The organism is Streptomyces jumonjinensis (assembly GCF_009600885.1).
Taxonomy (GTDB): Bacteria; Actinomycetota; Actinomycetes; order Streptomycetales; family Streptomycetaceae; genus Streptomyces; species Streptomyces jumonjinensis.
Genome location: NZ_VCLA01000061.1, coordinates 1 through 25,031 on the forward strand (window position 1 = coordinate 1; position 25,031 = coordinate 25,031).

Below are 25,031 nucleotides of genomic sequence, written 5' to 3' on the forward strand. Positions count from 1 at the left end.
GCGTCGGCGGTCGACGCCGCCCGCTACGCCCACGGCGGCGCCACCGTCACCGGAGACACCGTCGACCTTCTCGACCTGGCCGCCACCCGGGACTGGGCGGACCGGACCGAGAAGGAGTTCGGCAGGATCGACGGACTGGTCCATCTCGTCGGCGGCTGGCGCGGCAGCGCCTCCTTCACCGCCACGGATCTCGCCGACTGGGACGTACTGGAGCGGCTGCTGATCCGTACCGTCCAGCACACCTCCCTCGCCTTCCACGACGGGCTGCTCCGCAGCGACCGGGGCCGCTATCTGCTGATCAGCGCCGCCGGGGCCGGCAAGCCCACCGCGGGCAACGCCGCCTACGCCGCGTCCAAGGCCGCCGCCGAAGCCTGGACGCTGGCGCTCGCCGACTCCTTCCGCAAGGCGGGGGGCGAGCAGGGCCCCGGAGCGGCGGCTGCGATCCTGGTGGTGAAGGCCCTTGTGCACGACGCCATGCGTGCCGAGCGGCCGAATGCGAAGTTCGCGGGCTTCACCGACGTCAACGATCTGGCCGAGGCCATCGCCGGGGTCTGGGACCGGCCCGCCGAGGAAGCGAATGGACAGCGCCTGTGGCTGACGCCCCAACCGTGAAGACCGACGCCCGACGCCATCACGACCCCACGGTGCGTGGTTTCGCCAGCGACAACTACGCCGGAGCCCATCCGGAGATTCTCGCGGCTCTCGCCCTCGCCAACGGCGGCCACCAGGTCGCCTACGGCGAGGACGACTACACCGACCATCTCCAGCGGGTGATGCACACCCACTTCGGCCCCACCGCCGAGGCATTCCCGGTCTTCAACGGCACCGGGGCCAATGTGACCGCCCTCCAGGCGCTCACCGACCGCTGGGGCGCGGTGATCTGCGCGGAGTCCGCCCATATCAACGTGGACGAGGGCGGCGCCCCCGAGCGGATGGGCGGGCTGAAGCTGCTGACCGTGCCCACACCGGACGGAAAGCTCACCCCCGAGCTGATCGACCGGCAGGCATGGGGCTGGGAGGACGAGCACCGGGCGATGCCGCAGGTCGTGTCGATCACTCAGAACACCGAACTGGGCACGGTGTACACACCGGCCGAGATCCGGGCGATCGTCGAGCACGCCCATGAGCGCGGGATGAAGGTCCATCTCGACGGAGCCCGGATATCCAACGCGGCGGCGTCGCTGGACACCCCGATGCGGACCTTCACCAACGCCGTGGGGGTCGATCTCCTCACCTTCGGCGGCACCAAGAACGGCATGCTCTTCGGCGAGGCGATCGTCGTCCTCAACCCGGACGCCGTCAGCCATATGAAGCATCTGCGCAAGATGTCGATGCAGCTCGCCTCGAAGATGCGCTTCGTCTCGGTGCAGCTGGAGGCCCTGCTCGCGCGCGATCTCTGGCTGCGGAACGCCCGGCACTCCAACGCCATGGCCCAGCGCCTGGCGGACGGGGTACGGCAGGTCGACGGGGTCGAGATCCTCTACCCCGTGCAGGCCAACGCCGTCTTCGCCCGGCTGCCGAACGCCGTGAGCGAGCGGCTCCAGAAGCGCTTCCGCTTCTACTTCTGGGACGAGACGGCGGGCGATGTCCGCTGGATGTGCTCCTTCGACACCGCCGAGAGCGACGTCGACTCCTTCGTGCAGGCGCTGAAGGAAGAGATGAACCGACAGTAGTGACGGACGACCGTACGCGTGCGCAGCCGACCGGAAAGATCCACTCCGGTCGGCTGCGCACGCATGATGCCGTGGTGCGCCGCGTAGTCCAATAAAACGCACTGAGCAGTGCTATATGCTGAACCTCGCTCTATGGTGCCGGACGTGCTCCGGAACCATGTCGCTCCGGAGTCCCCTGTGGACGCATCTCCCGACCGAACTGCGAGGCATTACGGCATGGCGCTCACGCTCACCGTCTCCGACGAGGTCAGGGCGCTCGCGCCCGGCTTCACCCGGCTCACCGTCGAGGCGCACGGCCTCACCGGCGGTCCCAGTGACGAGGGCGGGGCCGCGCTCCTCGACGACGCGGTCCGCAGAGCCGCCGAACGGCTCGGCGGACGCGCCCCGCACGAAGACCCTCATATGGCCGCCTGGCGCGAGGCGTACACCGCTTTCGGCGCCAAGCCCTCGCGTACCCGCAACTCCGCCGAGGCGCTCGTCAGAAGAGCGCTCACGGGCGGCGGACTGCCGCGGATCAACGTGCTGGTCGACCTCTACAACGCGATCAGCGTGGCCCATCTGATCCCCGTCGGAGGCGAGGATCTCGACCGCGTCAGGGGCGGTATGCGGCTGGTGCGCGCCACGGGCCGGGAGCCGTTCGTCACCGTCGCCGCGGGTGCGGAGACGGTCGAGCACCCGGAGGCGGGAGAAGTCGTCTGGTGCGACGACGAGGGCGTCACCTGCCGCCGCTGGAACTGGCGGCAGGGCCCGCGCACCCGGCTCACCGAGCGGACGGTCAACGCCGTCTTCCTGCTGGAGGCGTTGCCTCCGATGACGGCGGGAGAGCTCGAAGCCGCGGGCGCGGAACTCGCCGAGGGCCTGGCGAAGCTGAGCCCGGGGGCGCGGATCACGGTCCACCCGCCCTGCTGAAGCTCCATGGCCATCGCGGTTCACCCACCCCGCTGAGGCCCTGTGGCCCCCGGGCCCCCGGGTCCGTACGTTCCGGGGCCTTCAGAGGGTCCCGCGGACCTCCGCCGCGGTCGGCGCGGTACCCCCGAGGTGCGCGGGCACCCACCAGGTGTCCGACGCGTCCTTGGGGCGTACGGGATACGACCGCTGGGCCGCTTCGAGAAGCTCCTGCACCCGCTCGCGCAGCCGCCGGCTGATCGCGCCCGCGTACTGGTCGGCGGGCGCCTCCACGGGCTCGCCCACCCGGATCGTCACCGGGATGTGGCTGCGCTTGAAATTGCGCGGCCGTCCCTTGGTCCACAGCCGCTGGGTGCCCCACAGCGCCATCGGGATCAGCGGCACGTTCGCCTCCTGCGCCAGCCGCACCGCACCCGACTTGAACGACTTCAGCGTGAACGACTCCGAGATCGTCGCCTCGGGGAAGACCCCGACGATTTCCCCCGCGCGCAGCGCCTCCAGCGCCTGCTGATAGGCGGCTTCGCCCTGTTTGCGGTCCACCGGGATGTGCTTCATCCCGCGCATCAGCGGGCCGGAGATCCGGTGCTTGAAGACGGCGTCCTTCGCCATGAAACGCACCAGGCGCTTCTGGGGGAGGGCGGTCAGACCGGCGAAGATGAAATCCAGATAGCTGATGTGGTTGCTGACCAGCACGGCGCCACCCGAGCGCGGAATGTTCTGCGACCCCTGAGTGTCGATCTTCAGGTCCAGCGCCTTGAACATCGTGAGAGCGGCGCCGACGACCGGCCGATAGACGAACTCTGCCATCTGGGGAGGACCCTTCTGTTGTGCCCGGGGAGGGTTCGCCCGGTAGAAGTTACGCAGCCGTAGGTTTTCGGCACTGCGCAGATCGTGCCCCATGTGCGGCGCTCTGACCAGTCCTGGCGGCCTCGGCGGGCGAGATTCTCGTCACGTCGTGCATTTCTGGCCCCCGAGAACGAGGACGCCACTTGACTGCACATGCCACGTATCGTCACTCTGACGGGGTGTCCGATGAATTCCCGCTTTCTGGGCAGGGTCCCACTCCATGACGGCTTCACCTGAACTCGGCACCCCCGGCGCGGCGTCTTCAGAACTGTTCCGCGCCGTCTTCCGGCGGCATGCGGCGGGTGTCGCGGTGATCACCGCGAAGGGTGAATCGCCGGTGGGATTCACCGCCACATCGCTCTCCTCGGTCTCCGCCGATCCTCCGATGATCTCCTTCGGCATCGCGTCGGCGTCCCTCAGCTGGCGGGTCGTCTCGGAGACGGCCCATGTCGGGGTGCATCTCCTCGGCGAGCATCAGCGCGAGCTGGCCGCCGTCTTCGCCCGCAGCGGCGCCGACCGCTTCGGACCGTCCACGCGCTGGCGCGACGGCCCGGCGGGCGTCCCGGTGCTCGACGGCGTCCAGGCGTGGCTGGTCTGCCGGATCGTCTCCCGGGTCCCGGCCGGCGACCACCGGATCGTCATCGCCGAGGTCGTCGCCGGGGACGCCGCCGGACCCGGCCGGCCGCTCGTCTACCACCAGGGCCGCTTCAACGCGCTGAGGGACTGAGACGTGCCCCGGAGGGGCGGGGGAATCCGGTCGGAGGGGCGTCGGCAACGTCACAGTCACCGGCGTTCGTTCAGACCTGGATCACTCTCGTACTGGTGAGTAATATTCGATGCGGAGCGCCCGGTCGCACCGGCCGGAAACCCCGCCTTCGGCGGCCTATGCTGCCTGGAAAGCAGGCCCCCGGGCCCTCGGTATGGGGACCCCCACGGAAATGACCACTGCAAGTAGGAGAGCCGGCGTGAGCTTGAGGATCGTTGTCTGTGTGAAGTATGTGCCCGATGCTTCGGGTGACCGGCGCTTCGCCGAGGATCTGACGGTGGACCGGGAGGATGTGGACGGTCTTCTCTCGGAGCTGGACGAGTACGCGGTGGAGCAGGCGTTGCGGATCGCCGAGGCGTCGGGGGACGGTGCTGAGGTGACGGTGTTGACGGTGGGGCCTGAGGATGCGCGGGAGGCGGTCGCGAAGGGTCTGCGGATGGGGGCGGACCGGGGGGTGCACGTCGAGGACGAGGCGGTGCACGGTTCGGATGTGATGGGGACGTCGCTGGTGCTGGCGAGGGCGGTGGAGAAGGCCGGCTTCGATCTGGTGGTGTGCGGGATGGCCTCGACGGACGGGGTGATGGGGGTGCTGCCGGCGGTGCTGGCGGAGCGTCTGGGGGTCGCGCAGCTGACGCTGCTGTCGGAGGTGTCGGTCGACGGCGGCGTGGTGCGCGGCCGGCGGGACGGGGACCGGGCGGCGGAGGTGCTGGAGGCGTCGCTGCCGGCGGTGGTGTCGGTGACGGACCAGTCGGGCGAGGCGCGGTATCCGTCGTTCAAGGGGATCATGGCGGCGAAGAAGAAGCCGGTCGTGTCGTGGGATCTGGACGATCTGGGGATCGACGGCGGGGACGTCGGCGTGGCGGGCGCGTGGACCGTGGTGGACGCGGCGGCCGGACGGCCGGCGCGGGGCGCGGGCGTCGTGGTCACGGACGACGGCGAGGGCGGCCGTCAGCTGGCCGGGTACCTCGCCGAGCGGAAGTTCATCTAACCCCCGCCCTGGCCCGGCCCTGCTGCGCGGGCCGGTCCCTCTGATCCCCCTCTGCTTCTCCGTCGTTGTCGTTTCCGTGTGTTTGGAGTGCGTGTCCCATGGCTGAAGTCGTCGTTTACGTCGATCACGTGGACGGTGCCGTCCGCAAGCCCACCCTGGAGCTTGTGACGCTGGCACAGCGGCTGGGCGAGCCGGTCGCGGTGGTCCTGGCCGCGCCCGGCGACGGGCTCGACCCCGCGGTCGCGCTGCTCGCCGAGCACGGCGCGACCCGGATCCTGACGGTGCGGGCGGGCGAGTTCGCCGCGCACCCCGTGGTCGCGAGGGCGGACGCCCTCCAGGCCGCGTGCGCGCACGTCACCCCCGCCGCGGTCCTGGTCCCCTCCTCGCCGGAGGGCAAGGAGATCGCCGCGCTGCTGGCGGTGCGGACCGGGTCGGGGCTGCTCACGGACGCGGTGGACGTGGAGAACAGCGGGGAGGGGCCGGTGGCGGTGCAGTCGGTGTTCGCGGCCTCGTTCACCACCCGCTCGCGGGTCACCCGCGGGATCCCGGTCATCACCGTCAAGCCGAACGCCGCCCCGGTCGAGCCCGCCCCCGCCGCAGGTGTGGTGGAAGAACTGGAGGCGGTGTTCAGCGAGCGGGCGACGGCGGTGCGGGTGGTCTCCAGCACCCCCCGCGAGGCCACCGGCCGCCCCGAGCTGACCGAGGCCGCGATCGTGGTCTCCGGCGGACGCGGCGTCGGCGGCGCGGACAACTTCGCCCTGATCGAGGCCCTCGCCGACTCCCTCGGCGCGGCCGTCGGCGCGTCCCGCGCCGCCGTCGACGCCGGCTGGTACCCCCACTCCCACCAGGTCGGCCAGACCGGCAAGAGCGTCTCCCCGCAGCTGTACATCGCCTCCGGGATCTCCGGCGCGATCCAGCACCGCGCCGGCATGCAGACCTCCAAGACCATCGTCGCCGTCAACAAGGACGCCGAAGCCCCCATCTTCGACCTCGCCGACTACGGCGTCGTCGGCGACCTCTTCACCGTCCTCCCCCAACTCACCGAAGAAATCAACAACCGCAAAGCCTGACCACACCTCAGGTTCAGCACTGCTCAGGGGCCGTACGGCGATGTCCGCCGCACGGCCCCCGGCCGTTTCCGCGCACCGTTGACGGGGATGCGGCCCGGCCGCTAGCTTCGCCATCCGGACGATTGATTCCGATAGGCGGAAATCGGGAGGGTGCCGTGATGCCGAGCCGGCAGAAGAAGCCGAACGGACCGGAGAAGGCGGCGACGAGCCTCCCGGACACGGCCGTCCGGGAGGCCGCCGCCTCGCTCGCGGCCGTCGACGCCGAACTCGCCCGCCGCTACCCCGGAGACCCCGGCACCCGGCAGCCCGTGCACACCGTCTACGTACCGGGCGAGGATTTCGCCGCCGACACCGTCCGCTCCTGGGGCGACCAGGCGCTCGCCGCGCTCGATGAACACGCCCCGGACGCCGGGACCTTCGCCGCCGTCCTCGGCCTCCCGGACCATCTCGCCGAACCGGTCCACACCCGCGTACGCGCCAAACTGGAGCGCGAGCCGGTGGACGACATCCGCGTCGACTTCGAGGACGGATACGGCGGTCGCACCGACGCGGACGAGGACGCCCACGCGGCCCGTGCCGCCCAGCTGATCGCACAGGCGTACGCGGACGGCACGGCCGCCCCGTACTCCGGCATCCGTATGAAGTGCCTGGAGGCTTCCGTACGCGACCGGGGCATCCGCACCCTCGACATCTTCCTCACCGGGCTGATGCGGCACGGCTCGCTCCCCGCCGGGCTGATGCTCACCCTCCCCAAGGTCACCTACGCCGAGCAGGTCGCCGCCTTCGCCCGGCTGCTCGAAGCCTTCGAGCGCACGCATGGACTCCGGACGGGCCTGATCGGGTTCGAGATCCAGATCGAGACCAGCCAGGCCGTCCTCGCCGCGGACGGCACCGCCACCGTCGCCCGGATGATCGACGCCGCCGGCGGCCGGGCCACCGGGCTGCACTACGGCACCTTCGACTACAGCGCGTCCCTCGGCGTCAGCGCCGCCCACCAGGCCGGCGACCACCCGGCGGCCGACCACGCCAAGGCCGTGATGCAGGTGGCGGCGGCCGGGACCGGCGTACGGGTCTGCGACGGCTCCTCCCATGTGCTCCCCATCGGCCCCACCCCCCAGGTCCACCACGCCTGGCGGCTGCATTACGGACTCGTCCGCCGGGCGCTGGCCCGCGCCTACTACCAGGGCTGGGACATGCACCCCGGCCAGCTGCCCACCCGCTACGCCGCCGTCTTCGCGTTCCACCGCGAGGCCCTCGAACCGGCGGCGGCCAGACTCGCCGCCTACACGCGCCGCACGGGCGGCGATGTGCTGGACGAACCCGCGACCGTCAAGGCGCTCAGCGGCGGCCTGCTGCGCGGCATCGACTGCGGAGCGCTGGACGCGGCCGAGGTCACCGCGGTCACCGGACTCGACCGCGCCGCTCTCGCCGACCTCGCCGCGCCCCGGCGGGGGAACCTCACGAACCTCACCGCACCGGCGGGGTGACCGGGTCCGGCCGCCCGCCGGGCGGCCGGATCTCCCCCGAGCCCCGGGGGATCAGCACCGTCTCCAGGGCCACCCGCACCGGTTCGCCGTTCGCCCCGTCGAGCCGGCGGAAGAGCTGCTCCGCCGCCGTACGGCCGAGCGCCGCCGCGTCCTGGGCTATCACCGTGATACCGAGCAGATCCGCGAGCTCGATATCGTCGAAGCCGACCAGCGCGGTCCGCCGTTCACTCCCGGCCAGCGCCCTGACGGCCGTCACCGTCACCCGGTTGTTCCCGGCGAAGAGCGCGGTGACCGGCTCGGGTCCCGACAGCATCCCCTCGACGGCCGAGCGCACCCGCTCGGGCGCGGTGGACCCCAGGGAGATCCAGTCGTCGGACACCGTGAGACCGGCGTCCCGCATCGCCGTGCGGTAGCCGCGCAGCCGCTCGACGGCCGTGTGGATGCGCGGCTGATCGCCGATGAAGCCGATCCGGCGGTGGCCGTGCGCGATCAGATGGGCCACGCCCGCCCGCGCGCCCCCGAAGCTGTCGGAGAGCACGGTGTCCGCGTCGATCCGGCCCGCCGGCCGGTCCACGAACACCGTCGCGACGCCCGCCTTGATCTCCGGCTCCAGATAGCGGTGGTCATGGCCGGCGGGGATCACGATCAGCCCGTCCACCCGGCGTGCGCAGAGCGCGAGCGCCAACTCCTGCTCGCGGTCCGGGTCCTCGGCGCTCGATCCGTTGATGAGCAGCGCGCCGTGCGCCCGGGCGACCTCCTCCACCGCACGGCTGAGCGGTCCGTAGAACGGGTCGGCGAGGTCCTCCAGGACCAGACCGATGGAGGCGGTACGGCCCTTGCGCAGCACCCGCGCGCTGTCGTTGCGGCGGAAGCCCAGGGACTCGATCGCCTCCTGCACCCGGCGCTCCGTGTCCGGGGTGACGCCCGGCTCGCTGTTGACCACACGCGACACCGTCTTGAGCCCGACTCCGGCACGTGCCGCGACGTCCTTCATGGTGGGCCGATTGCCGTAGCGGGCCTCGCGCCCCCGCGGGCGTCCCGGCGTATGCGGTGAACGATCGGTATTGGCCACGGTGCGCAGTCCTGTCGTCGTACGGTGTGTATGCCAATGTGCAGCGATGAGCATAGAGCCTGGACAACGTTGTCAGGTGGTTGGAGACTGTTCCGAACTCGCAGGTCCGACCATAGTTCACCGGGGGATCCACGCCGATGCATACCGACCTCGTCGCCGCTCTGGACATCGGCGGAACCAAGATCGCAGGGGCGTTGGTGGACGGTGGCGGACGCATCCGCCTGCGGACTCGGCGGCCCACGCCCGCGCGGGAGGACGCCGAGACGGTGATGGGCGCCGTGGAGTCGGTGCTCGGTGAGCTCTCCGGCTCGCCGCTGTGGGCGCGTACCCGTGCCGTGGGCATCGGCAGCGCCGGGCCCGTGGACGCCTCGGCCGGCACGGTCAGTCCGGTCAATGTGCCGGGATGGCGTGATTTCCCCCTGGTCTCCCGGGTCCGCCGGGCGGTAGGAGGACTACCGGTCGAACTGGTGGGCGACGGGGCGGCGATGACGGCGGCGGAGCACTGGCAGGGCGCGGCACGCGGCTATGCGAACGCGCTGTGTCTGGTCGTCTCCACCGGGGTGGGCGGCGGACTGGTGATCGGCGGGAAGCTGTACCCCGGGCCGACCGGCAACGCTGGGCATATCGGCCATATCAGCGTCGATCTGGACGGGGATCTCTGTCCGTGCGGTGCGCGGGGGTGTGTGGAACGGATCGCCAGCGGCCCCAATATCGCCCGGCGGGCGCTGGCCGGGGGCTGGCGGCCCGGTCCGGACGGCGACTCGTCGGCCGCCGCCGTGGCGGTGGCGGCCCGGGCGGGCGATCCGTTCGCCGTCGCCTCCTTCGAGCGGGCCGCCCAGGCGCTCGCCGCCGGGATCGCCGCGACCGCGACGCTGATCGAGATCGAGATCGCGGTGGTCGGCGGGGGAGTGGCGGGCGCGGGCGATGTGCTCTTCGGGCCGTTGCGACGGCATCTGCGGGAGTACGCCACGCTGTCCTTCGTCCGGCGGCTGACCGTGGCGCCGGCCCTGACCGGTACGGACGCGGGCCTGGTGGGCGCGGCGGCGGCGGCCCTGCTGGGGACGGCCCGGTGATCTCCGCGCGGGCGCGGGTCGCGGCGTCGCCGCCCCGGGCCCGGGGAGCCGGCCCGGAGTGAGGCGTTCCCGGCGACCGGCTTCCCCAGGGAGTGCCGTCGAGGTCCCGTCCGCCCGCCCTCCGGACGGAGGGGACGTCGACGACACGACCTGAGCCCTCAGCAGCTGATGGTGAGATCGGCCCAGTCGGCGTGGTCGGAGTCGATTCCGTCCCCGCCGTCCGTGACCACCAGCCGGACGACCTTCGCACCCGTCACATCCGCCGAGACCGGCTGGGCGTTCATCGCGTTGGTCAGCACTCCGGTGGACGCGGCCTTGACGCCGTCCGCCCAGATCTCGAAGGCGACCGTGCCCCGGCTCCCCTTCTCGTCGTCCACTCCGGCGCTCGCGCTGACCCCTGTGCAGCGCCCGCCCGCGTAGTACTCGACCGTGCTGGAGGCATGGACCCCGAGGCCCTTGGCGAAGACCTGCCCGCCGATGGTGATCGGTCTGCCGTCGCCCGCCCTGCTCTCGCCGTTGCTGGTGTCCTTCTCCACCGGGCCCCAGCCGTTGACCGCGCTCAGCCAGCTCAGATCGCTGAGGTACGACCGGCCCGCCGGCGGCGCCACGACCACGCTCACACTCGCCGGCACGGAGGCGGTGAGCCGTTTCCCGGTCGGCGAGTGGTAGGCGGCGGCCACGGTCAGTTCATGCGTTCCGGCCGAGGCGTCCGCCGGAACCGTCACCTCCCACTCCGTGGTCAGCTTCGCTCCGCTCGTCAGCACGGGTGCGGCCGTCCGGCCGACGGCCTCGACCGTCCAGCCCTGCGGGCCGGTCACCCTGGCCGAGACCGCGAGCGCGGGGGTACGGCCCAGATCGGTGACGGTCGCGGTGAGCTTCACGGTCCGCCCGGACTCCGCCATCACGCTGTCGTCGGCGCCCACCTCGACGGCCGGCGGCAGCAGCGCCCAGCCGCGGTCCTGGGAGATCCGCAGCAGCACGGTGCCGTGCGCGGGCACCGTCGCGGCGATCGTGCCCGCGGTGTTGGCGCTGGTGTGCCGCCAGAGATCGCGCACCTTGTACGCGGCAGCCGCCGGGAGCCCCACGGCCTGCGCGGTGGTGGCGATCCGCTGGGGGCGTCCGCTCTCGTTGAAGAGCGCGACCGCGCGGCTGCCGTCCGCCAGTTCCTTGGCCACCACCCAGCGCCCGCCCTCGGAGCCGATCACGGCGCCCTGCCGGCCCAGCGGGTCCTGGTCGACGGCGATGACCTCGCGGTTGCCGAGTATCTCGAACGCCGATTCGGGAACCTTGCGCAGATCGGAGCCGATCAGCAGCGGCGCCGCCATGATGGACCACATGGAGAAGTGGGTGCGGTACTCGGTGTCCGTCATCCCGCCGTTGCCGACCTCCAGCATGTCGGGGTCGTTCCAGTGGCCGGGGCCCGCGTAGGGGGCCAGCGCCAGATTCCGCTTCATGATCGACACCATGGAGCCCCAGTTGTCGCTGATGTCACCCGTGGTGCGCCAGAGCTGGCCTACGCCCTTGGCCCACTCCCACGGTCTGTTCTGACCCCACTCGCAGATGCTGAAGACGATGGGACGGCCGGTGGCGAGAAGCGCGTCGCGCATGGTGGTGTAGCGAAGCCTGGCGTCCACGCCCTGGTTATTGCAGTTGTCGTACTTGAGGTAGTCCACGCCCCAGTCGGCGAACTGCTGGGCGTCGCTGTACTCATGGCCCAGCGCGCCGGGGAAACCGGCCCGGTTGCAGGTCTTCGTCCCCGCGCTGGTGTAGATGCCGAACTTCAGCCCTTTGGAGTGGACGTAGTCGGCGACGGCCTTGATGCCGTTCGGGAAGCGCACCGGATCGGGAACCAGCCGGCCCTCGGCGTTCCGCTGCGGCAGGGCCCAGCAGTCGTCCAGATTGACATAGGTGTAACCGGCTTCCTTCAGCCCCCTCTCGACGAAGATGTCCGCGATCCCTTTGATCATGGATTCATTGAAATCGGCCCGGCAGTGGGTGGAGTTCCAGTTGTTGAACCCCATCGGCGGGGTCGGCGCGAGGGCTTCGCCGACCTGTGCGCCGGTCTGTGTGCCGGTCCGTGTGCCGACCTGTGCGCCGGCCTCGTTCCCGGCCGGTGCCGTCGTGTCGTCAGGGGAGAGGGCGGCGGCGGGGGCGCTGAGCCCCGCCGCGCCGAACAACGCGGTGATCAGCGCTCCGACGACTCCGGTGCGCACTCGGTGGACGGATAGGTGACGCATCGTGACCTTCCTCCGTGCTCTCGGCTGTTCGGGGGAGACGGTCTGGATGTCGCAGTGACGAGCGTTTACGGTAGAGCCTGTTCGAGTCTGTTGGAAGAGATGTGGTAACGGTTGGCTGAGGTCGCGTCATAACCCTTGACGACACCGTTCTCTCGGAGTGAGATCCAATCCTCGCGTTGGGTTGTGTTGGGTTGCGCTCCTGAGGGGGAGGCATGGCACAGTCTGCACAGTCTTCGTTCAGTGGTTCCTACGAATCAGCGGCGCCTGGAAGCGTGGCCGGACATCGGATGTCACGGCGGAGTCTGATGCGGGGGGCGGTGGCCGGGGCGGGAGCGATCGCGCTGCCCGCGCTGCTGACCGCCTGCGGCGGCGGCCCCGGCGGGGACGGCAAGACCGTCACCCTGGGGTCCAACGCATCCGACCCGATGCCGAAGAAGGCGTTCGCCGACGCGTTCTCCGCGTATGCGAAACAGTCCGAAGGCGGCCGGAAGGTCAAGGTCAACATCGTTGACCACAATACGTTCCAGGAGAACATCAACCGCTATCTCCAGGGCAAGCCGGACGATGTCTTCATGTGGTTCGCGGGCTATCGCATGCAGTTCTTCGCCGAGAAGGGCCTGCTGCATGACATCAGCGACATCTGGGCGAAGTACGAGGGCTTCTCCGATGCGCTCAAGGCCCAGTCCACGGGCGCGGACGGAAAGCAGTACCTCACGCCCTACTACTACTATCCCTGGGCGGTCTTCCACCGGAAGAGCGTATTCCAGAAGTATGGCTACACCGCGCCCAGGACGCTCGACGAGTATCTGGCCCTCGCCAAGCAGATGCAGAAGGACAAGCTGATCCCCATCGCGTTCTGCGACAAAGACGGCTGGCCCGCCATGGGCACCTTCGACTACATCAATATGCGCAGTAACGGCTATGAGTTCCATAAGAACCTCATGGCCGGCGAGGAGTCCTGGACCGACAACCGGGTCCGCGACGTCTTCGACACCTGGCGCAGCATTCTCCCGTACTGCCAGCCCGGGGCCAATGGCCGCACCTGGCAGGAGGCCGCGACCAGCCTCCAGAAGAAGCAGACCGGCATGGCGGTCTTCGGACTTCCGCACCCCGGCCAGCAGTTCCCCGAGGACGAGCGGGACGATCTCGACTTCTTCCCGTTCCCGGAGATCGGCGCGGAGCACGGCCAGGACGCCGTGGAAGCCCCCATCGACGGATTTCTGCTGGCGAAGAAGTCCAAGAGCCTCAAGAACGACAAGACCATGGAGAGCGCCAAGGATCTGCTCTCCTGGCTGGCCACGGGCGAGGCGGAGGACGTCTATCTCGCCGGTGACCCCAACAACATCGCGGTGAGCGACCGGGCCGACACCTCGAAATACACCCCGTTGCAGAAGAAAGCGGTCGAACTCGTCTCCGGGGCCAGACAGATCTCCCAGTTCCTGGACCGGGACACCCGGCCCGACTTCTCCTCCACGGTCATGGTTCCGGCCATTCAGGACTTCATCAACGACCCGAAGGACGTGGACGGGTTGGTCCATGGCATCGAGAGGCAGAAGAAGACCATCTTCACCTCGGAATCCTGACCGGCCGCCACCTGCCGGACTCCGCCGGGCCCCGCAGGCCGGACCGACCGGACCGTACCGGACCCCGCCGGGCCCTCGTCGGCCCGACCGTACCGGACCCCGGCGGCCGGGCCCGGCTCTCGGACGCGACCGACTTGGAGTCACCACCCGTGCCGCTGCTGCGAACCCCCGGGGGCGGGCCCCCGGACCCCCGGCCGAAAGCCCCGGCTGCCCGGGACGCCCCCGGCGCGGCACGGCGGACCGGGGCGCGTACGAGAGCGAGCGCCCGCCGCCGCGGCCCCCGGCGGTTCACCCGCCGCGACCTCGCCGTCATCGGGCTGCTCCTCGGCATCCCCGTCCTGCTCGACATGGTCATCGTCTGGGGCCCGACCCTCGCCTCCGTCCTGCTCTCCTTCACCAGCTGGGACGGCATCGGCGACATCTCCTGGGTCGGACTCCGCAACTACGAGAACCTCTTCACCGCCTACCCGGCCTTCTGGCCCGCCGCCCGTCACAATCTGCTCTGGCTGGCCTTCCTCGGGCTGGTCGCCACCCCCTTCGGGCTGCTGCTCGCCGTCCTCGTCGACCGGGGCGTGCGCTTCAGCCGCTTCTACCAGTCCACCCTCTATATGCCGGTGGTGCTCTCGCTCGCCGTCGTCGGCTTCATCGCCCAGCTGATCCTCTCCCGCGACCAGGGGGCCCTCAACGCCGTACTGGGGAACACCGCCGATCCCACCGACTGGCTCGGCGACCGCGATCTGAACATCTGGATGATCCTGCTGGCGGCGGCCTGGCGGCACACGGGCTATGTGATGATCCTCTACCTCGCCGGGCTCAAAGCCGTCGATCCCTCGCTCAAGGAAGCCGCCGCCATCGACGGGGCGAGCGAGGCGCAGACGTTCTTCCGGATCGTCTTCCCGACCCTGCGGCCCGTCAACGTCATCGTCGGCGTGATCACCGTGATCGAGGCGCTGCGCGCCTTCGACATCGTCTACGCCGTCAACAAGGGCAGAAACGGCCTGGAACTGCTCTCCGTCCTGGTCACCGACAACATCGTCGGCGAGGCCAGCCGGATCGGCTTCGGCTCCGCCATCGCCGTGGTGCTGCTGCTGTTCTCCCTGGGGTTCGTCGTCACCTTCCTGGTGCAGGAGATCAGAGGGGAGTCACGCCGATGACCGCTGCTGCTCCCGCGTCCGGAGCCGCGGAGCCCGCGCCCCCGCGACGGCGGCGAGGACACCGGATCCGAACCGGCCGGATCGGCGTCCACGCCTTTCTGCTCACGGTCTCGCTGGCGTTCCTCGCTCCGCTGCTGCTCGCCGTGTACGCATCGCTGAGACCGTACGAGGAGACCTCCGAGCACGGCTACTTCTCACTGCCGAGAAAACTCTCCTTCGACTACTACCAGCGGGCGTTCAGCGATTCGGAGATGACGAAGTACTTCATCAACACCCTGCTCATCGCCGTGCCGGGAGTGCTGATCACCCTCTTCTTCGCGTCCTTCACCGCGTTCTGCGTCGCCAGGCTGAGAGTACGCGGCTCGCTGCTCCTGCTGATGCTGTTCACGGCGGGCAATCTACTGCCCCAGCAGGTCATCGTCACTCCGCTGTATGTGCTGTTCAACCGTATTCCGCTGCCGTACTGGATGTCCGACTCGATGACGATGTTCGACTCGTACTGGGCCGTGCTCTCGGTGCAGATCGGATTCCAGATCGGGTTCTGCGTCTTCGTTCTCGCGAACTACATGCGCACCCTGCCCCAGGAGATCCTGGAAGCGGCGATCGTCGACGGCGCGGGGGTCTGGACGCAGTATCTGCGTATCACCCTGCCGCTGTGCAGACCCGCCCTCGCGGCGCTCGGCACCCTTCAGTTCACCTGGATGTACAACGATTTCCTCTGGGCGCTCGTCTTCATCTCCGACGGCGACAAGCTCCCCGTCACCTCGGCGCTGAACAACCTTCGCGGCCAGTTCTTCACGGATTACAATCTGCTCGCGGCGGGCTCAGTGATCGTCGCACTGCCCACGCTCATCGTCTTTCTGCTGCTGCAACGCCACTTCATCGCCGGACTCACTCTCGGCGCGGGCAAGGGCTGAGCACCCGAGCGGCATCGCCCATACGGCTTCGGGAAGGCTCCCCGCGACCCCCTTTGCGGGGCGGCCTCCCGGCTCCTGTCGCGGGTTTCCGTGGCAGGGTGTTCCGGGCAATCCACTGTGGGCTACGGAAGAGGGGGGAACCGTGATCGTTTGGATCAACGGCGCGTTCGGAGCGGGCAAGACGGCCACCGCGCAAGAACTGATCGACCTGCTGCCCAACAGCACGCTGTACGACCCCGAACTCATCGGCGACGGAGTGCGGCGGCTGCTGCCGCCCAAGCGGCTCGCGGAGGTGAGCGACTACCAGGATCTGCCGATGTGGCGACGGCTCGTGGTGGACACGGCGGCGGCCATGCTGGCGGAGGTGGGCGGGGTGCTGGTGGTGCCGATGTCCCTGCTGTGCCAGGAGTACCGGGACGAGATATTCGGCGGTCTCGCCGCCCGGCGGATTCCGGTACGGCAGGTGCTGCTGCGGCCGGATGAAACGATCCTCCGGGCACGGATCGCGGCACGTGAGGAGCCCCCGGCCCCGCGGCCGGACACCGACCGGCCTGCGAGCGGCACCGATGAAGGACCCGGCGGGGCGGGCGCCGGCGTAGAGGGACCCGGCGGGGAACCGAGCCGGGCCCAGTGGTCCTACGACCGTATCGAGCCCTACCGCGCCGCACTGGAGTGGCTCACCCGGGACGCGTACACCATCGACACCAGCGCACTCGACCCCCGCGGGACCGCCCGGCTGATCGCCGACGCGCTCCGCACCGGAGCGGCGGCGGTCTGCGAGATCGTCCAGACCCCCGAGCCGACCGCCGAGACCCTCGCGGCCGGAGTGCTGCTCTTCGACGACGAGGACCGGGTGCTGCTCGTCGATCCCACCTACAAACCCGGATGGGAGTTCCCCGGCGGGGTCGTCGAACACGGTGAGGCCCCCGCACGGGCCGGAATGCGGGAGGTCGCCGAGGAACTCGGCATAGAGCTCGACCGGGTGCCCCGGCTGCTCGTCGCCGACTGGGAGCCGCCCAGGCCCCCCGGATACGGCGGACTGCGACTCCTCTTCGACGGCGGGCGGCTGGACCGCGACGAGGCGGGACGGGTGCTGCTGCCCGGGGCGGAGCTGCGCGACTGGCGGTTCGTCGGAGAGCAGGAGGCGCAGCGACTGCTGCCGCCCCTGCGCTACGAACGGCTGCGCTGGGCGCTGCGCGCCCGGGAGCGGGGCACCGCGCTCTATCTGGAGGCAGGGGTGCCCTTCTGACGCCGGATCCGACGGGAACCGCCCCCCGGCCGCCCCCCGGCCGCCCACGCGGCCGGGCCCGGTCCCGCTCCGGTCGTTCGCGTCCTGGGCCCGTTGCCGGAAGTGCGCTCGCGTCCTGGACCGTTACCGGGAAGCACGTTCGCGCCCTGCGCCCGTTACCGGGAAGCGCCCTCGCCCGCCGCGTAATTCCGCAGGAACAGCGCCTCGGCGACGGACAGCCGCTCCAACTCCTCCGGCGACACCGACTCGTTCACCGCGTGGATCTGCGCCTTGGGCTCGCTCAGCCCGATCAGCAGGATCTCCGCGTCCGGATAGAGCGTCCCCAGCGTGTTGCAGAGCGGAATCGAGCCGCCCATGCCCGACGCCTGCATCTCCTGGCCCGGATAGGCCACCCGCATCGCGTCCGCCATCGCCGTGTACGCCGGGCTGCTCACATCCGCCTGGAACGGCTGTCCCTGACCCGACTGCTCCACCGAGACCCTGGCCCCCCACGGGGTGTGCGCCTGGATATGCGCCGTCAGCAGCTTGGTGACCTCGGCCGCGTCCCGGCCGGGCGGCACCCGCAGACTGATCAGCGCCCCCGCGCTCGACTGCACCGACGGGGTCGCGCCGGTCACCGCCGGGCAGTCGATGCCGATGACGGTCACCGAGGGCCGCGCCCAGATGCGGTCGGCGACCGTACCCGAACCGGTCAGCTCCACCCCGTCCAGCACCTTGGCGTCCCGCCGGAAGTCGTCCTCCGGATACTGCAGACCCGTCCAGCTCTGCCCGGCGTCCAGCCCGTCCACGGTGGTCGAACCGTCCTCGGCGCGCAGCGAGTCCAGCACGCGGATCAGCGCGGCCAGCGCGTCCGGGGCCGCGCCGCCGAACTGACCCGAGTGCAGATTCCCCGCCAGGGTGTCCACCCGGACCTTGACCAGCGTCATCCCCCGCAGCGTCGCCGTGACCGTGGGCAGTCCCTCGCGGAAGTTCCCCGAGTCGCCGATGACGACGGCGTCGGCGGCCAGCAGCTCCGGGTGCGCCTCGGCGTACCGCTCCAGACCACCGGTGCCCTGCTCCTCCGAGCCCTCCAGGATCATCTTCACCGAGACCGGCGCCCCGCCGTTCGCCTTCAGGGCGCGCAGGGCGAGCAGATGCATGATGAAGCCGCCCTTGCAGTCGGCGGAACCGCGCCCGTACCAGCGGCCGTCGCGCTCGGTCAGCTCGAAGGGCGGGGAGAGCCAGGCGTCCTCGTCCAGCGGCGGCTGAACGTCGTAGTGCGCGTACAGCAGCACGGTCGGCGCACCGGCCGGCCCGGGCAGGAATCCGTAGACCGACTGGGTGCCGTCCGGGGTGTCGAGCAGCGCGACGTCCTCGAACCCCTCGGCGCGCAGCACGTCGGCGCACCAGCGCGCCGCCGCCTCGCACTCGCTCTTCGGGAACTGAGCCGGATCCGCCACCGACCGGAAGGCCACCAGCTCGGCCAGCTCCGCCTTGGCGCGGGGCAGCAGCGAGGCGACGGTCTCGGCGATCGGATCGGCGGTCATGGGCACGCTCCTGGTAGGTGCGACGTTATGCGATACGTGTACGGCAAATACGCGGTCGATCCTGCCACAGCGAGGTGGGATCGCCGCCCGTAGGATGCCGTCGAGAGCATGGGGAACGCGTCGGATCGGGAGCAGAAGCACATCGTGAGCAGCGAGAACGGTGGCACCGGGGCAGAAGCATTTGAACACGGCGATCCGGTGTGGGACGTCGTCGTGGTCGGCGCCGGGCCCGCGGGGGCGTCGGCGGCATACGCGGCGGCGGTGGCGGGCCGTCAGGTGCTGCTGCTGGAGAAGGCCGAACTGCCGCGCTACAAGACCTGCGGCGGCGGGATCATCGGACCCTCGCGGGACAGTCTGCCGCCGGGATTCGAACTGCCGCTGCGCGATCGGGTGCACGCGGTCACCTTCACCCTGAACGGGAAGCTGACCCGAACCCGCCGCTCCAAGAAGATGCTCTTCGGGCTGATCAACCGCTCGGAGTTCGACGCCCAGCTGGTCGAGCACGCGCAGAAGGCCGGCGCCGTCCTGCGGACCGGGGTCGCGGTCTCCAGGGTCGAGCAGCACGGCCCGGCGGTCCCCGACCGGCGCACGGTCGCCGTGGTCACCTCCGACGGGGAGACGGTGCTCGCCCGGGCGGTCGTCGGCGCGGACGGCAGCGCCAGCCGGATAGGAGCCCATGTCGGGGTCAAGCTCGACCAGGTCGACCTCGGCCTGGAGGCGGAGATCCCGGTGCCGGAGTCGGTGGCCGAGGACTGGGCGGGGCGGGTGCTCATCGACTGGGGTCCGATGCCCGGCAGCTACGGCTGGGTGTTCCCCAAGGGGCAGACCCTCACGGTCGGTGTGATCTCCGCGCGCGGCGAGGGCGCCGCGACCAAGCGCTATCTGGAGGACTTCATCGCCCGGCTCGGACTCGCGGGGTTCGAGCCGGCCGTCTCGTCGGGGCATCTGACCCGCTGCCGCAGCGATGACTCGCCGCTGTCCCGGGGCCGGGTCCTGGTCTGCGGCGACGCGGCAGGACTGCTCGAACCGTGGACCCGTGAGGGGATCTCCTGCGCCCTGCGCTCGGGCCGGCTCGCGGGGGAGTGGGCGGTCAGGATCTCGGAGGCGCATGACGCGGTGGACGCCCGCCGGCAGGCGCTGAACTACGCCTTCGCCATCAAGGCGGGCCTCGGAGTCGAGATGGGGGTGGGGCGGCGGCTGCTCTCCGTCTTCGAGCGCCGTCCCGGCGTCGTCCACGCGGCGATCACCGGGCTGCGGCCCGCGTGGCGGGCGTTCGCCGACATCACCCGCGGCTCCACCACCCTGGCGGGTCTGGTCCGCACCAACGGGGTGGCCCGGCGGGCGCTGGAGGCCCTGGACCGCCGCGCCAAGAGCTGACCCGAGCCGTCGCCCTGGGGCCCGGGTCGCCCCGGGGCCCGGCGGCCGTGCCGCCGTGTCGCCGTGTCGCCGCGACGTGGTCCCCGGGGGCTCACCCGCCGACGGTGATCCGGAAGACCGGGTGCCGGTGGGCGGCGGCCAGCAGCTCCTCGTCCGTGGAGTCGGCGGTCACATCGCCGAAGAAGCGGCCGACCTCCCAGCCCCAGCGCTTCAGATAGACGCGGAGCAGGGCGGGCTTCTCCTCGTCGGGCAGCTCCACGGCGGTGAACTCCTGCACCCTGCGGCCCAGCTGGAGCCGTCCGCCGCCCGCGGCCCGCAGATTGCGCACCCAGTGGGAGTGCCCCCGGGCGGAGATCAGATACGGGCCGCCCTCGTAGGGGAGCGGGTTGACCGGGATGCTGCGCCACTCGCCGCTGGTGCGTCCCCGGACGGAGAGCTCGGCGGTGCCCAGGAGGCTGATCCCGCGACGGGCGAGCCAGCCGATGGCGGTGTTCATGATGCTGTCGACGCGGTTGGGCTTGATGTAGTGGGGGGTCGAGTGGGTCTGCTGCATGGCGGGCTCCTGGGCTGTTGATCCGCTCTTCGTTTCGAGAGCAGTGCTCTCGCTTGAGATCAGTGTGCACGCGTTCGCGTGTCAAAGCAAGAGCAGTGCTCTCGAAATGGCTCGCTGCTCTTGTCGTTGGTCAGTGCTCTGAAGCGTGAAAGACTGTTCCCATGACCACGATCCGAGGGGCCAGGGCGCGGGCCCGTATGGAAGTCACCGCCGCCATCAAGGACGAAGCCCGCAGACAGCTCGCGGCCGAGGGCGCGGCCAAGCTCTCCCTGCGCGCGGTCGCCCGGGAGCTCGGCATGGTCTCCTCGGCCCTCTACCGCTACTTCCCCAGCCGTGACGATCTCCTGACCGCCCTTATCGTCGACGCCTATGACGCGGTCGGCGCGGCGGCGGAGTCCGCCCTCACCACCGCGCCCGGTGCGCCGGAGTCCGGAGCGCCCGCGCCCGGCCCCGCCGTTGCTCCCGCCGCGTCCGGCCCGTCCGCCGCCTCCGCCGCCCCCGCCCCCGCCGCCCTCCACTCCGCCCGCTGGATCGCGCTCTGCCGGGCGGTGCGGGCCTGGGCCCTCGCCCACCCCCATGAGTACGCCCTGATCTACGGCTCCCCGGTGCCCGGCTACTCCGCCCCCAGCGACACCATCGGCCCCGCCGCCCGCGTCGGCGGCGCGCTGATCGCCATCGCTCGCGACGCCCACCGGACGGGCGGCCTCGCACTGCCGCCCCTCGCGGAGGAGCTCCGCCCCGAGGCGCACCGGCTCACCGCCCTGCTCGCCCCTGACCTGCCGCCCGCCGTCGTCGTGGCGCTCACAGCCGCTTGGTCACAGCTCTTCGGGCTGATCTCCTTCGAACTGTTCGGCCAGTTCAACAAGGTCGTCGAGGAGCGCGACGCCTTCTTCACCCAGGCCGTCACCCGGCTCTCGTACGAGGTCGGGCTCGGCGCTCACCCCTCCGCCGACCCGCTCTCCAGGGGTGCGGCGCGGCGCTGACCCGGGAGAGCGGCGGCCGGGCCCCGTACGGCAGTTTGTTCTTGCGCGGCACAAACAGGGGATGGCGGGCGATAGGGTGAGGTCATGATCCGGACATGCCGACTTCACGACCTCCGGATCATGGGAGACTCGCCCCCATGAACGGCAAGGCGACGAGCAACAGAACAAAGCTGGAAAGGGGCCGCGGGGCACTGGGCCCCGCGCTGGAACTGGTTCACACCGGCCGCGCGCCCACCCGCGCCGTGCTCACCGCCGAACTCGGAGTCACTCGTGCCACCGCCGGCGCGGTAGCCGCCGAACTCGAAGCCCTGGGGCTGATCCGGGTCGACTCCCGGCCCGCCGCCGCGGCCGGATCCCAGGGCAGGCCCTCCCACCGGCTCTCCATCGACGAAGCGGGCCCCGTCGTCCTCGCCGCCCAGGTCCACGGGGACGGATTCCGCGCGGCGCTGGTCGGCCTCGGCGGACGCACCGTCGCCACCGCGCCCACCTGCGCGCCGGTCGCCGCCGACCCCGCCCAGGTGCTCGGCGAGGTCGTCGCCGCCGGAGCGGCCCTGCTCCGCCGGAGCGGGCGGCGATGCGTCGGCGCGGGCCTCGCGGTGCCGTCCGCGCTCGCCGAACCCGAGGGGACCGCGCTCAACCCGCTGCACATCGCCTGGCCCGCGGGCTCTCCCGTACGCGACGTCTTCGCCGAACGGGTCCGGGACGCGGGCATCACCGGCCCGGCCTTCACCGGCAACGACGTCAATCTCGCCGCGCTCGCCGAGCACCGGCACGGCGCGGGGCGCGGCGCCCGGCATCTGCTCTGCGTCGCCACCGGGCACCGGGGCGTCGGCGGCGCCCTGGTCCTCGACGGCCGGCTGCACACCGGCAGTTCCGGACTGGCGCTCGAAGTCGGCCACCTCACCGTCAGCCCCGAGGGCCGCCCCTGCCACTGCGGCAGCCGGGGCTGCCTCGACGTCGAGACCGACCCCCTGGCCTTTCTGCTCTCGGCCGGCCGGGAGCCGGGCCCCGAGGTCTCCCTCCTCCAGCAGTCCCGGGAGCTGCTCCGTTCGGAGTACGACGACCCCGCGGTGCGCAGGGCGGGTGCGGAGCTCGTCGACCGGCTCGGTCAGGGACTCGCCGGGCTGGTCAACATCCTCAACCCCGACCGCATCATCCTCGGCGGACTCCACCGCGAGCTCTTCGCCGCCGACCCGGAACGGCTGCGCGCGGTGGTCGCCGACCGCAGTCTGTGGGGCCGCAGCGGAGGGGTGCCGATCCTCGGCTGCGCACTCGACCACAACAGCCTGGTCGGCGCGGCGGAACTCGCCTGGCAGCCGGTGCTCGACGACCCCCTGACGGCACTGGCCTGACCGCCCCCGGGACCCGCGTCATCCCTCCGGGGACATGGGCGGGTCCGCGGTCCGCCACGCGTCCGGGGACATGGGCGAGTCAGGGGCCCGCCACCCGTCCGGCGGCATGGGCCGGTCCGTGGCCCGCCACCCGTCCGGCGGCATGGGGGACGCCTCGCACCGCCCGAGCGGGTAGTCGACCAGCTATGACCCATCAGCCCTCCGGTGCGGCCCCCCACCCGCACCGGGCCGGCCGACTGAGCGCCAGGATCCTCTCCTCGCCCATCGGCCTCGCCTGGGTCCGGGGCCGTGAGATGGAACTGATGCACCGGGCCATGGGCTTCGCCGCGCTCGGCTTCCTCACCCTCGTGCCGCTGCTGGTCGTCGTCGCCGCGGCCGACCCGGCCAGCGGCCAGGGCTTCGCCCGCTGGCTGGGTCAGGCCCTCGGGGTCTCCCAGGCGTCCCAGGACGAGGTCGAGAGCCTCTTCGGCATGCCGGGCACCGCACTCCAGCGCACCACCGCCTTCGGTCTCGCCGCGCTCACCGTCTTCGGGCTCACCTTCGGATCCGCCGTCCAGACGGGGTACGAGAAGGTCTGGGATCTGCCCACCGCGCGCTGGCACACCATGTGGCGGCATGTCGTCTTCCTCGCCCTGCTCGTCTTCTGTCTGCTGGTCTTCGTCAACACCCCGATCCCCTCCGACCCGGCCATCGCCGCCGCCGCGGCCACGCTCGGGGATCTCACCGGCACCGCCCTCTTCTTCTGGATCGCCCAGCGCCTGCTGCTCGGCGGCCGGGTCCGCTGGCAGGCCCTGCTGCCCGGAGCCGTGCTGACCGCGCTCGCCCTGCTCGGGCTGCGGGTCTTCTCCCAGTTCGTCTTCTCCCCGCTGATCGCCTCGAACGCGGTCACCTACGGCCCCTTCGGCACCGTGCTCGTGCTCCAGTCCTGGCTCGTCGGCGTCGGCGTGGTCGTCTACGGCGGAGCGCTGGTGGGCCGGCTCGTCCATGAGGGCCGGGTACGCCGGCGACTGGAACGCGAGCTGCTGTCCTGACCTCCCGGCCCGGGCCCGGCGTGCCGTAAGGGGTTCGGCGTGCCGTAAGGGCGGCGCGTCCGCCGCCGCGCTCAGCTCGCCAGCGCCGACCCGGCCGGGGCGTGCTCCCGTACCGCGTCATCGGAGCCGGCGGCGAGTGAGCCGTCGGCCGCCGGGGCATCGGCCGTACGCCGTGCCGGATCGGCCCCCGGATCGACCGCCGAGAGCCGCGCCGCCTCCATGGGCGGCGGCGCGGCCAGCGTGAACCAGACGGTCTTCCCCGTATCGCCCTGGGGCCGTACCCCCCACTTCTCGCTCACCGCCGCTATCAGCGAGAGCCCACGCCCCGACGTGGCGAACAGATCGCCGTCCTGGACGGCGGGGAGCCGTGGATCGTGGTCGTGAACCGAGACCGTGACCCGGCCGAGCAGCAGTTCGAGGTCCACGACGCACAGCTTGTCCGGCTCGGCGTGCCGGTGGACATTGGTCAGCAGCTCGGTGACGCCGAGCGCGGCCTGGTCGATGAGAGGGTCGAGATGCCAGTAGCGCAGCTGCGCCGAGACGATCCTGCGGACCTGGCCGATCCGCGACGGCAGGGCCTGGAGCTCCACCGTGCAGTGTCTGCTTGACTCGCTGATCACGGCTGCGACTCCCCGAAGTAGGTCCGGAAGAAGACGGAGATCGGATCCAGCAGTTGCCGCCTGCTGAGTCTTGACCGGCGGTACGCCTGATCCCCTCCGGGATCGCACGGTGACCGTCGATGCACCCTGAGTAATGTATGACCAGCGTGAGGCACGTACCACGGTCCCGCAACCCGGCGCTTCCCCGCGGCCCGGCCCGGACGGCGTCCGGGCGATGGGCGCGGCGGCGCTCAGTCCTCGGCGGCGCCCGCCCCGTGCACGGCCTTCAGAAAACGGCCCGTCAGCGTCTGAGGGTCCGTCCGGCGGTTGCGCTGGCCCATCGTCAGCCGGTAGCGCTTGCCGTTGACCGTCAGTGCGGTGCTCGCCTCATCGGTGAACCACGCCCTGCCCGCCCTGACCGCGCGGATCGGCGCACTGTCGATCACCCGGCCATAGCTGGTGAGCAACTCCAGCTTGCCGTCCCTGATCAGCACCTGACCGGCTTTGGTGAGCGAGCGTGGCCACCGCTCGATCCGTACGCCCGTGGCCCGGAATTCGGGTTCAGCCATCGCCATGGGCTCCCCGCCCC

The 25,031-nt window shown here is 71.1% G+C and carries 23 protein-coding genes; 16 read left to right on the forward strand and 7 right to left on the reverse strand.

Annotation, left to right across the window (positions count from 1 at the left end; all coding sequences use genetic code 11):
- The 3 genes from FF041_RS07305 to FF041_RS07315 form a co-directional block, all read left to right on the forward strand.
- Positions 1-612: SDR family NAD(P)-dependent oxidoreductase (locus FF041_RS07305; RefSeq protein ID WP_153521538.1), on the forward strand; the 612-nt coding region annotated here is incomplete at its 5' end.
- Complete coding sequence (locus FF041_RS07310) at positions 609-1,673, forward strand: threonine aldolase family protein (protein ID WP_323391417.1); 1,065 nt, start codon at positions 609-611, stop codon at positions 1,671-1,673. The genes FF041_RS07305 and FF041_RS07310, both read left to right, overlap by 4 nt.
- A gap of 216 nt (positions 1,674-1,889) precedes the next feature.
- Positions 1,890-2,582, forward strand: coding sequence for a B3/B4 domain-containing protein (locus tag FF041_RS07315; RefSeq protein WP_153521539.1), 693 nt, complete (start codon positions 1,890-1,892; stop codon positions 2,580-2,582).
- An 81-nt stretch (positions 2,583-2,663) separates the two neighbouring features.
- Here the strand turns inward: FF041_RS07315 and FF041_RS07320 are convergent, their stop codons facing one another.
- A complete protein-coding gene (locus tag FF041_RS07320) occupies positions 2,664-3,386 on the reverse strand; it encodes a lysophospholipid acyltransferase family protein (protein WP_153521540.1) in 723 nt (240 codons plus the stop codon).
- Between the two features lie 259 nt (positions 3,387-3,645).
- Here FF041_RS07320 and FF041_RS07325 point away from each other — a divergent pair, with 259 nt between their 5' ends.
- The 4 genes from FF041_RS07325 to FF041_RS07340 all read left to right on the forward strand — a co-directional run bounded on the left by FF041_RS07325 (position 3,646) and on the right by FF041_RS07340 (position 7,736).
- Positions 3,646-4,152, forward strand: coding sequence for a flavin reductase family protein (locus FF041_RS07325; RefSeq protein ID WP_153521541.1), 507 nt, complete (start codon positions 3,646-3,648; stop codon positions 4,150-4,152).
- Positions 4,153-4,390: 238 nt separating this feature from the next.
- Positions 4,391-5,179: an electron transfer flavoprotein subunit beta/FixA family protein gene (locus FF041_RS07330; protein WP_323391404.1), complete on the forward strand. Its 789-nt coding sequence runs from the start codon at positions 4,391-4,393 to the stop codon at positions 5,177-5,179.
- 98 nt (positions 5,180-5,277) lie between these two features.
- Positions 5,278-6,249 carry an electron transfer flavoprotein subunit alpha/FixB family protein gene (locus tag FF041_RS07335; protein ID WP_153521543.1) on the forward strand — a complete coding sequence of 324 codons (972 nt, stop codon included), beginning with the start codon at positions 5,278-5,280 and terminating at the stop codon, positions 6,247-6,249.
- A gap of 158 nt (positions 6,250-6,407) precedes the next feature.
- Positions 6,408-7,736, forward strand: coding sequence for a DUF6986 family protein (locus FF041_RS07340; RefSeq protein ID WP_153521544.1), 1,329 nt, complete (start codon positions 6,408-6,410; stop codon positions 7,734-7,736).
- Here FF041_RS07340 and FF041_RS07345 read toward each other — a convergent pair.
- Positions 7,717-8,730, reverse strand: coding sequence for a LacI family DNA-binding transcriptional regulator (locus FF041_RS07345; RefSeq protein ID WP_228387407.1), 1,014 nt, complete (start codon positions 8,728-8,730; stop codon positions 7,717-7,719). The genes FF041_RS07340 and FF041_RS07345 overlap by 20 nt on opposite strands.
- A 215-nt stretch (positions 8,731-8,945) precedes the next feature.
- Here FF041_RS07345 and FF041_RS07350 point away from each other — a divergent pair, with 215 nt between their 5' ends.
- Positions 8,946-9,881, forward strand: a complete 936-nt coding sequence (locus tag FF041_RS07350) for an ROK family protein (RefSeq protein ID WP_153521545.1) — start codon at positions 8,946-8,948, stop codon at positions 9,879-9,881.
- A gap of 158 nt (positions 9,882-10,039) precedes the next feature.
- On the opposite strand, the gene FF041_RS07355 is transcribed toward FF041_RS07350, so the two are convergent.
- A complete protein-coding gene (locus tag FF041_RS07355) occupies positions 10,040-12,118 on the reverse strand; it encodes an NPCBM/NEW2 domain-containing protein (RefSeq protein WP_153521546.1) in 2,079 nt (692 codons plus the stop codon).
- A gap of 287 nt (positions 12,119-12,405) precedes the next feature.
- Here FF041_RS07355 and FF041_RS07360 point away from each other — a divergent pair, with 287 nt between their 5' ends.
- The 4 genes from FF041_RS07360 to FF041_RS07375 all read left to right on the forward strand — a co-directional run bounded on the left by FF041_RS07360 (position 12,406) and on the right by FF041_RS07375 (position 17,021).
- Positions 12,406-13,701: an ABC transporter substrate-binding protein gene (locus tag FF041_RS07360; RefSeq protein WP_153521547.1), complete on the forward strand. Its 1,296-nt coding sequence runs from the start codon at positions 12,406-12,408 to the stop codon at positions 13,699-13,701.
- 155 nt (positions 13,702-13,856) lie between these two features.
- On the forward strand, positions 13,857-14,855 hold the full coding sequence (locus tag FF041_RS07365; protein WP_153521585.1) for a carbohydrate ABC transporter permease: 999 nt from the start codon (positions 13,857-13,859) through the stop codon (positions 14,853-14,855).
- A complete protein-coding gene (locus FF041_RS07370) occupies positions 14,852-15,772 on the forward strand; it encodes a carbohydrate ABC transporter permease (RefSeq protein WP_153521548.1) in 921 nt (306 codons plus the stop codon). The genes FF041_RS07365 and FF041_RS07370 overlap by 4 nt, the downstream gene beginning before the upstream one ends.
- A gap of 142 nt (positions 15,773-15,914) precedes the next feature.
- A complete protein-coding gene (locus FF041_RS07375; protein WP_323391406.1) occupies positions 15,915-17,021 on the forward strand; it encodes an NUDIX hydrolase in 1,107 nt (368 codons plus the stop codon).
- A gap of 155 nt (positions 17,022-17,176) precedes the next feature.
- Here the strand turns inward: FF041_RS07375 and FF041_RS07380 are convergent, their stop codons facing one another.
- Positions 17,177-18,547, reverse strand: coding sequence for a dipeptidase (locus FF041_RS07380; protein WP_153521550.1), 1,371 nt, complete (start codon positions 18,545-18,547; stop codon positions 17,177-17,179).
- Between the two features lie 108 nt (positions 18,548-18,655).
- Between FF041_RS07380 and FF041_RS07385 the strand changes: the two genes are divergently transcribed.
- The gene (locus FF041_RS07385) at positions 18,656-19,924 is read left to right on the forward strand and encodes a geranylgeranyl reductase family protein (RefSeq protein ID WP_153521551.1); all 1,269 of its coding nucleotides are present in this window, start codon (positions 18,656-18,658) and stop codon (positions 19,922-19,924) included.
- A 91-nt stretch (positions 19,925-20,015) separates the two neighbouring features.
- Here FF041_RS07385 and FF041_RS07390 read toward each other — a convergent pair whose 3' ends face one another.
- Positions 20,016-20,477: a nitroreductase family deazaflavin-dependent oxidoreductase gene (locus tag FF041_RS07390; RefSeq protein ID WP_153521552.1), complete on the reverse strand. Its 462-nt coding sequence runs from the start codon at positions 20,475-20,477 to the stop codon at positions 20,016-20,018.
- 161 nt (positions 20,478-20,638) lie between these two features.
- Here FF041_RS07390 and FF041_RS07395 point away from each other — a divergent pair, with 161 nt between their 5' ends.
- From FF041_RS07395 to FF041_RS07405, 3 genes are all read left to right on the forward strand, one after another.
- Positions 20,639-21,460 (forward strand): TetR/AcrR family transcriptional regulator, encoded by an 822-nt coding sequence (locus tag FF041_RS07395; protein ID WP_153521553.1) that lies wholly within the window; start codon positions 20,639-20,641, stop codon positions 21,458-21,460.
- A 137-nt stretch (positions 21,461-21,597) separates the two neighbouring features.
- Positions 21,598-22,812 carry an ROK family protein gene (locus tag FF041_RS07400; RefSeq protein ID WP_153521554.1) on the forward strand — a complete coding sequence of 405 codons (1,215 nt, stop codon included), beginning with the start codon at positions 21,598-21,600 and terminating at the stop codon, positions 22,810-22,812.
- A gap of 185 nt (positions 22,813-22,997) precedes the next feature.
- Positions 22,998-23,843, forward strand: a complete 846-nt coding sequence (locus FF041_RS07405) for a YhjD/YihY/BrkB family envelope integrity protein (RefSeq protein ID WP_153521555.1) — start codon at positions 22,998-23,000, stop codon at positions 23,841-23,843.
- 71 nt (positions 23,844-23,914) lie between these two features.
- On the opposite strand, the gene FF041_RS07410 is transcribed toward FF041_RS07405, so the two are convergent.
- Both FF041_RS07410 and FF041_RS07415 read right to left on the reverse strand, forming a co-directional pair.
- The gene (locus tag FF041_RS07410) at positions 23,915-24,463 is read right to left on the reverse strand and encodes an ATP-binding protein (RefSeq protein ID WP_323391407.1); all 549 of its coding nucleotides are present in this window, start codon (positions 24,461-24,463) and stop codon (positions 23,915-23,917) included.
- Positions 24,464-24,693: 230 nt separating this feature from the next.
- A complete protein-coding gene (locus tag FF041_RS07415) occupies positions 24,694-25,017 on the reverse strand; it encodes a hypothetical protein (RefSeq protein ID WP_153482264.1) in 324 nt (107 codons plus the stop codon).
- Positions 25,018-25,031: the final 14 nt, after the last annotated feature.

Coding starts and splice junctions, on each gene's coding strand:
- FF041_RS07340 (WP_153521544.1), top strand. CDS start 6,408: ATGCCGAGCCGGCAGAAGAAGCCGAACGGACCGGAGAAGGCGGCGACG.
- FF041_RS07400 (WP_153521554.1), top strand. CDS start 21,598: ATGAACGGCAAGGCGACGAGCAACAGAACAAAGCTGGAAAGGGGCCGC.
- FF041_RS07385 (WP_153521551.1), top strand. CDS start 18,656: ATGGGGAACGCGTCGGATCGGGAGCAGAAGCACATCGTGAGCAGCGAG.
- FF041_RS07415 (WP_153482264.1), bottom strand. CDS start 25,017: ATGGCGATGGCTGAACCCGAATTCCGGGCCACGGGCGTACGGATCGAG.
- FF041_RS07325 (WP_153521541.1), top strand. CDS start 3,646: ATGACGGCTTCACCTGAACTCGGCACCCCCGGCGCGGCGTCTTCAGAA.
- FF041_RS07335 (WP_153521543.1), top strand. CDS start 5,278: ATGGCTGAAGTCGTCGTTTACGTCGATCACGTGGACGGTGCCGTCCGC.
- FF041_RS07320 (WP_153521540.1), bottom strand. CDS start 3,386: ATGGCAGAGTTCGTCTATCGGCCGGTCGTCGGCGCCGCTCTCACGATG.
- FF041_RS07390 (WP_153521552.1), bottom strand. CDS start 20,477: ATGCAGCAGACCCACTCGACCCCCCACTACATCAAGCCCAACCGCGTC.
- FF041_RS07370 (WP_153521548.1), top strand. CDS start 14,852: ATGACCGCTGCTGCTCCCGCGTCCGGAGCCGCGGAGCCCGCGCCCCCG.
- FF041_RS07360 (WP_153521547.1), top strand. CDS start 12,406: ATGTCACGGCGGAGTCTGATGCGGGGGGCGGTGGCCGGGGCGGGAGCG.
- FF041_RS07355 (WP_153521546.1), bottom strand. CDS start 12,118: ATGCGTCACCTATCCGTCCACCGAGTGCGCACCGGAGTCGTCGGAGCG.
- FF041_RS07350 (WP_153521545.1), top strand. CDS start 8,946: ATGCATACCGACCTCGTCGCCGCTCTGGACATCGGCGGAACCAAGATC.
- FF041_RS07395 (WP_153521553.1), top strand. CDS start 20,639: ATGACCACGATCCGAGGGGCCAGGGCGCGGGCCCGTATGGAAGTCACC.
- FF041_RS07380 (WP_153521550.1), bottom strand. CDS start 18,547: ATGACCGCCGATCCGATCGCCGAGACCGTCGCCTCGCTGCTGCCCCGC.
- FF041_RS07345 (WP_228387407.1), bottom strand. CDS start 8,730: ATGAAGGACGTCGCGGCACGTGCCGGAGTCGGGCTCAAGACGGTGTCG.
- FF041_RS07405 (WP_153521555.1), top strand. CDS start 22,998: ATGACCCATCAGCCCTCCGGTGCGGCCCCCCACCCGCACCGGGCCGGC.
- FF041_RS07315 (WP_153521539.1), top strand. CDS start 1,890: ATGGCGCTCACGCTCACCGTCTCCGACGAGGTCAGGGCGCTCGCGCCC.